The organism is Corynebacterium sp. MSK035, from assembly GCF_030232615.1.
Classification (GTDB): domain Bacteria; phylum Actinomycetota; class Actinomycetes; order Mycobacteriales; family Mycobacteriaceae; genus Corynebacterium; species Corynebacterium jeikeium_D.
Window position 1 is genome coordinate 1 of record NZ_JASPJP010000030.1, and the last position, 6,365, is coordinate 6,365.

General features: G+C 58.1%; 5 protein-coding genes and 1 tRNA gene. 3 read left to right on the plus strand and 3 right to left on the minus strand.

The window, feature by feature from the left end; genetic code table 11:
- Positions 1-167: 167 nt before the first annotated feature.
- Positions 168-240, minus strand: a tRNA-Lys gene (locus tag QP978_RS10580).
- Between the two features lie 661 nt (positions 241-901).
- Here QP978_RS10580 and QP978_RS10585 point away from each other — a divergent pair.
- Positions 902-2,071, plus strand: coding sequence for a L,D-transpeptidase (locus QP978_RS10585; RefSeq protein ID WP_016422276.1), 1,170 nt, complete (start codon positions 902-904; stop codon positions 2,069-2,071).
- Between the two features lie 53 nt (positions 2,072-2,124).
- On the opposite strand, the gene QP978_RS10590 is transcribed toward QP978_RS10585, so the two are convergent.
- Together QP978_RS10590 and QP978_RS10595 are read right to left on the minus strand one after the other, a co-directional pair.
- Positions 2,125-2,802 carry a LuxR C-terminal-related transcriptional regulator gene (locus QP978_RS10590; protein ID WP_284857157.1) on the minus strand — a complete coding sequence of 226 codons (678 nt, stop codon included), beginning with the start codon at positions 2,800-2,802 and terminating at the stop codon, positions 2,125-2,127.
- A gap of 67 nt (positions 2,803-2,869) precedes the next feature.
- On the minus strand, positions 2,870-4,075 hold the full coding sequence (locus QP978_RS10595) for a sensor histidine kinase (RefSeq protein ID WP_070827483.1): 1,206 nt from the start codon (positions 4,073-4,075) through the stop codon (positions 2,870-2,872).
- A 149-nt stretch (positions 4,076-4,224) separates the two neighbouring features.
- Here QP978_RS10595 and QP978_RS10600 point away from each other — a divergent pair, with 149 nt between their 5' ends.
- Positions 4,225-5,241, plus strand: coding sequence for an FtsX-like permease family protein (locus tag QP978_RS10600; protein ID WP_242458717.1), 1,017 nt, complete (start codon positions 4,225-4,227; stop codon positions 5,239-5,241).
- A gap of 102 nt (positions 5,242-5,343) precedes the next feature.
- Positions 5,344-6,138, plus strand: coding sequence for an ABC transporter ATP-binding protein (locus QP978_RS10605; protein WP_049172923.1), 795 nt, complete (start codon positions 5,344-5,346; stop codon positions 6,136-6,138).
- Positions 6,139-6,365 lie beyond the last annotated feature (227 nt).

Consider the following 6,365-nt stretch of genomic DNA (forward strand, 5'->3'; position numbering starts at 1 on the left):
CAATCGGCATCCAGAAAGGCCAAATCTAACCCCCGCGCGACACGCCGAGCCAGACACACATTTTGTCGTTTAACCCCACATTTTGTCGTTTAACCCCAAGTTGGCGCCTACGCTTGTTATGCAACAAAAAGACCGGGAGGGTATTTCTACCTTCCCGGTCTGTATTGTGCGCCATCAGGGACTCGAACCCCGAACCCGCTGATTAAGAGTCAGCTGCTCTGCCAGTTGAGCTAATGGCGCTTACTGTTTCCTGCTTGGTGCTCTCTGTGTGAGCTCCTCGCCGGCAACGAGAAGATATATAACCAGGTTTCTGATTGTTTGTAAAATCGGCTGGTCAGGACCTGTTTTTTGGTCGGTGTTTTTGCATGTTTTTTGAAAGGTTTTGCGCAACCGTTTGAAAAAAGTTCAAAAAAAGTTTGGAAATCCTCAAAGTGGGGTAGGGCCTGTATCAAAGGCATCAACGTCGGAGCGTGCGTAGATACCCCAGTGGCGTTCGGTTACGTTCGACAGTGTTCAGTAACGTCCGGAAGCGTCCGGTGGCACTTTTGAATAGCGAACTGATTACTTTTCGGTAACGCAGCTTCAAGGGGGCGCTGTTTTCCCAGGTCGGTTGAAGTGCCCCGGTTTTTTGGGGTTGCACAGCAATTTTCCAGAGGGTTAACTGTAGGAACCGTTGGGCTACTTTGCGTGCTGCGCCCTGTGAGGGGTTGATGACTGCGATTGGGCAGTCAATAAGGCTTTTCAGTTAGGGCGAGCGTTTTATCGGTGGCTAGTGCCGCTGCAGGGTAGTCTGACCTTTTTCGAGGGCGCACCAGGGGCTGTAGCAGGACTCCGCTGTGTGTCGCAGTGTGTCCCCGGGACTTACTACTTAATAATTGCACTGTTGGAGTGAAGCACGATCATGCGGCAATCTTTTAAGCGCCTGTCGATGGCGGTGGTGACATTTGCGACCACCATCTCGCTAGCTGCTTGTACCGTCGGCGGAGATAATGCCGAGCAGCAAGAGGCGGAGAAGCCAGACGTTGGTCTTGTCGCCAGTGTGAAGGACGACGCCACCGATGTTTCGGTGGTTGACCCGATTTCGGTTCAGGTGGAAGAGGGACATCGCCTGGACAAGGTTGTTATGACCAACCCTGAGGGCAAAGAGGTCAAGGGCAAGCTCGACTCCAGTGGTACCAAGTGGACCACTGCAGAACCCCTGGGCTACTCAAAGACCTATGAGATTAACGCCACCTCGGGCACAGAAAAGCTGGCTACTTCTTTCACCACCGTCGAGCCGACTTCTCAGGTAAATGGTTATCTGTCCCCGCTGGATGGTTCCACCGTGGGTGTCGGTCAGACTATTGCTGTGAAGTTCAGCGCGAGTATTTCGGACCGCAAGGCTGCTGAGGAAGCAATTAAGGTGACCACCGAGCCTAAGGTGGAAGGCGCTTTCTACTGGCTGAATAACAGTGAGGTGCGCTGGCGTCCAAAGGAGTACTGGAAGCCGGGGACCAAGGTTACTGTGAAGTCCGATATTTACGGCACGGATCTTGGTGACGATATGTACGGTGCGGAGTCCGCCGAAACCAGCTTCACTATCGGTGATGAAGTCATTGCTATCGCTGATGATGCGACGAAGACCATGGTCATTAAGAAGAACGGTGAAGTCGTAAACTCCATGCCTATCTCTATGGGGTCGAATGTTCACCCGACTCCGAATGGCCAGTACATCATCGGTGATCGCAACGAGACCATGGTGATGGACTCCCGTACCTACGGCCTGTCTCTGGAAAACGGTGGCTACGTCACGCCGGTTAACTATGCAACGCAGATGTCTTACTCCGGTATCTACGTCCACGGTGCACCGTGGTCAACGTGGGCACAGGGCAGCGTCAACCAGTCTCACGGTTGCATCAACGTCACTGACGCCAACGCTAAGTGGTTCCTGGACAACACTAAGCGCGGTGACATCGTGATTGTGAAGAATACGATTGGTGAGACGCTCTCCGGTGTTGATGGACTAGGTGACTGGAACATCCCGTGGGAGACCTGGAAGAAGGGCAACGCCGACGAGACCAGCTCTTGGTAGTCCATGTCCTCTAAGTGAGGCCATCATTTAAGCCACGCGGGTTAGTCCGTTTCCTAATCACCCAACATTCCCAGCTCCTGCGCCCGAGCAACAGCCGCGGTGCGGGAGCTGACGTCTAGCTTGGTGAAAACATGTACCAGATGCGATTTCACAGTCGCTTCGGTGAGCACCAGCTGTTCTGCAATTTTTCTATTCGACATACCCCGCGCTACCAACTCGAGCACTTCGAGTTCGCGCGGGGTTAGTGCTGTATTGGGGTTGCGCATCCGACCCATCAAGCGCCCGGCCACTTGTGTGTTCAGCACGGTCTCGCCGCGAACGGCACGACGGATACCATCGATGAGCTCCTCCGGAGCGGCATCCTTCAGCAGATAACCAACTGCGCCTGCGGTGACAGCGCCGAGCACATCCGAGTCCGAAGAATAATTGGTCACCACCAACACTTCTGGAGCCTTTGCGCCGCGCCCGGCCAGTGCGCGGATGGCTGCGGTGGCATCAACTCCGCCTGCGCGGGTAGCAGTGCCAGGGGCCTCACCAAAGCGAAGGTCCATGAGTACCAGATCGATGTGGTCGCAAGAGTCGTCGTCAAGCGATGCACGCACCTTCTCGACCGCCTCGTCACCGCTGGCCGCCTCGCCAACCACGACGATATCCGGCGCCGATTCAACGACTGCGCGAAGACCAGCGCGGACGATGGGGTGATCGTCGGCGATGAGGACTCCGATGGGCATGGTCACCTGGCTAACTCCTCGGGTGATGTGAATGGTCGTTTCCTACCTGCATACCAGGCGCGGGACTTTAAGAGGCGAGCTCGTGCGGGATGCTGACGCTGACACCGCAGCCACGCCCCGGTTCCGACTCGATGGTGAAGGTGCCGCCGAGCTTCTCCACGCGTCGGCGCGCGTTGGCGATCCCCACGCTGTCGTCGTTAGTTGGTGCGGTGGGGTCGAAGCCGATGCCGTTGTCGACGCAGTCGAGCAGAATCTCGTCGGGCTGGTAGGTCAGGGTGACACGGCAACGTGTGGCGTGTGCATGCTTGACGACGTTCGCCAAGCTCGCCTGGGCCACCCTGATGATGGTTGCTTCGACGGTGGCCGGCAGCCGCGTGGGTGTGCCGTCGACGCAGAAGCTGACAGCATCGCCCAGCACCGTGGAGGAGCAGACTTTCTCCAACGCACCGGATAGGTCTGCGCCTTCGAGGGGAGCCGGCTGAAGTGCTGCGATGATGCGCCGGGTCTCGGCGAGATTGTCGGCCGCAACCTTGCGGGCGAGCTGTAGCGAATCCACCGAGGTCTGGTCATGCTGAGTGGAAGCACTTTTCATGCGGGACTCCACCGAATGCAGTAGCAGCTGGATGGAGGAAAGCCCCTGCGCCACGGTGTCATGAATATCGGCTGCGAGGCGTGCGCGTTCGTCCAGCTCACCGGCACGACGGGACAGTGCTTCCGAGTGGGCGCGGGCGGCTGAGAGCTCCTCCAGCGCCTTGGTCTTTTCGATAGTCTCCTTCTGCAGGAGCCGGAACCCCAGCCCCACCGTAAGTACAAACGTCCCGCCCAGAATGGGGCCAAGGACACCACCAAATGTCAGCGGAGTATGAATAGCGATAGCGCCAATTGCCGTCGCCGTTGTCGCTGCTACCATGATTACGGCCGTAAGACCGCCGGTTACCTGCAGAATTACGAAAAACAGTGGGAAAACCAGGAACGAGGCATCCAGCGTTGCAAACGCCAACGCCGCCCAGCACAGCAGCAGAATCACAAGCCAGCCCAACAGCAGGCCACGCGGCTTAGTCAGCGCGACCTCGTTGGCTACGTTGCCATGCCGAGCCCGCCCAATCGGCCCAATGGAACCTGCGATGTACACCGCTAGAAAGCACGCCGCATAGGTGATGATTCGCCACTGCGGATCCGGAACCACGCATACCGCCAGCAGCACCAGCACCAAAACATCCAGGGCAAACCGCAGTAATTGCCAGCTGCGGTTCAGAGTCTCAGGAGTATCCACGCTCTCGAGCTTAGGGCAGTTCCGCCTGCCAAAACACCGCTGACGAGCCGGAATTGTCAACATCAACCGAAAGTTGGAGACGAAGTTCAACCTCCATGGCGATTAAATCCGCCTTTGAATCCACGACCATAATGAATATGTACCAGTCAATGAAAGAACTTCGAGCCGCTCCAGGCCGTGCCGCACTGATCACCATCACCGTCGGGATGATTGCTGTGATGGTCACGTTCCTCTCGGCTTTGGCTGCAGGCCTGTCCGCCCAGTCCGTCTCCGCACTTGACGAGGTCTACAGCAAAAACGATGCCGTCGTCGTCTCCGAGGGGGCTACGTCGTTGTCGTCGTCAAGCATCGGCGAGACGGCGCGAAAGAGCGTCCAGACATGGGCGAGCGACAACGGCGCAAATGTCCGCGATGTCTACGTCAGTCGTGCGCGCGTCGATGAAACGCCCGTCACCGTCATCTCCGACTTTTCGCTTAACGACGACCAGGTGGCCGTCACCGACGGCGTCAGTGAAACCGCCATTGCGGAAGGTGACTCGCTGACCCTGTCTGGCGCGATGGGCGAGCACGAGGCCACCGTTGCGCGCGTGGCGGGAGATAAGTGGTTGGACCACCAAGCGGTCATTTATGCCGGGCGCGGCGTGATGGAAGACCTGACGCCGGGGCAGATGGTGCCAGCGGCGATGGTTGTCGACGAGTCCGCGGCGCAGCTGCCGAATGTCTCGGAAGGAACCATTCTGCGCGACGGCGAGCGCAATAACCTGTCGGCTTCCTACCAGGGTGAGCAGACCTCGCTGAACGCGATGACCTCGATGCTGTATGTGATTTCTGCGCTGGTGGTAGGCGCGTTCTTCACCGTGTGGACCGTTCAACGACTGCGTGGTGTGGCCATTTCCTCGGCGCTCGGTGCGTCCCGCTCCGTGCTGGTGGCTGACTCTCTGGCGCAGGTCCTGGCCGTGCTGGCAATCGGAGTCGGTGGCGGTGTTGCGGTGACTGCAGCGGCGGGCTGGGCTCTGCAGAGCGGCGACGTCATGCCAATTGTGGTCGATGCTTCCACGACCGTCGTGCCGGGGCTCATTCTGGCCGTGACCGGCGTAGTTGGTGCGCTGCTGGCACTGGTGCCGGTATTCCGCGTCGATCCGACCACCGCATTGGCGAATGCGTAGTGGCTCGTTAGCACGGCCTAGCACGGCGGCTTCCCACAGAACACTCACATCGTGTTAATCATGCACAACCTGCAACTGAGGAATTGAGGAATTGAGGACAAAATGACTACCTATATCGACAACCAGGCTCCCGTGGCACTCGCTCTGAAGAACATCTCGCTGACCGTCCAAGATGGCGACAACAAACGCACCATTTTGGATGACATCTCGCTGAAGATCCGGGCAGGCGAGGTAGTGGGACTGGTCGGACCATCGGGTTCCGGCAAGTCGACTCTGTTGACCATCGCAGGTTGTTTGAAGAGTGCCGATACCGGACATGTCACGCTGTACTCCAACAAGCAGGACGCGAACGGTGCAGGCGCGGACGAGAGTGCGGAAAGGAAGGCCATTGATCTGAGCGCTCGCGGCGCGGATGCTGCCAAGATTCGTCGCGAACACATCGGCATCGTTTTCCAGCAGCCGAATCTTCTGCCAGCGCTGACGGTCAAGCAGCAGCTCATCGCAATGCGGCGATTGGGCCGTGTTTTCGGGTGGCCCGCGGGTGGCCGTCGTGAAGCGGAGAAGCGCGCAGATGAATTGCTCGAGGCAGTCGGACTGGCTGGGCTGGGAGAACGTCGCGTGAGCCAGCTTTCCGGTGGTCAGCAGGCACGCGTCAATGTTGCGCGCGCACTGATGAATGAGCCGGAAGTGCTGCTAGTCGACGAACCGACCGCGGCTTTGGATCAGAAGAGTGCAGGGGCGGTGACGCGACTGATTATGGATGTGACGCGGAAGATGGGTGTGGCCACCCTGTACATCACCCACGACCTGGGGCAGCTCCACGGTGCCGACCGAATCGTGGAGATGGTTGACGGCAAGCTGCAGTCCGCGGATGCAGGCTTGGTGGCTACTCGGTAGTGACTATGGGGGAGGAGGCGGCATCGAAAAGGCTGGGTCAGATAACCACGCCGCCGGAAAGGCTCACATTTTTGGCCTTTAACCCCAGAAATTACGGGCTGCAAATGTGAAACTGTGTGAGTTTATGACACTTTCGGGCTATTTTTCGGGCGGTAGGTTCAGGCGGTGAATGCATCACCACTTTCGACCAGGAGAAGTAGTGAAGCAAACCCGCCGAACGAAATACA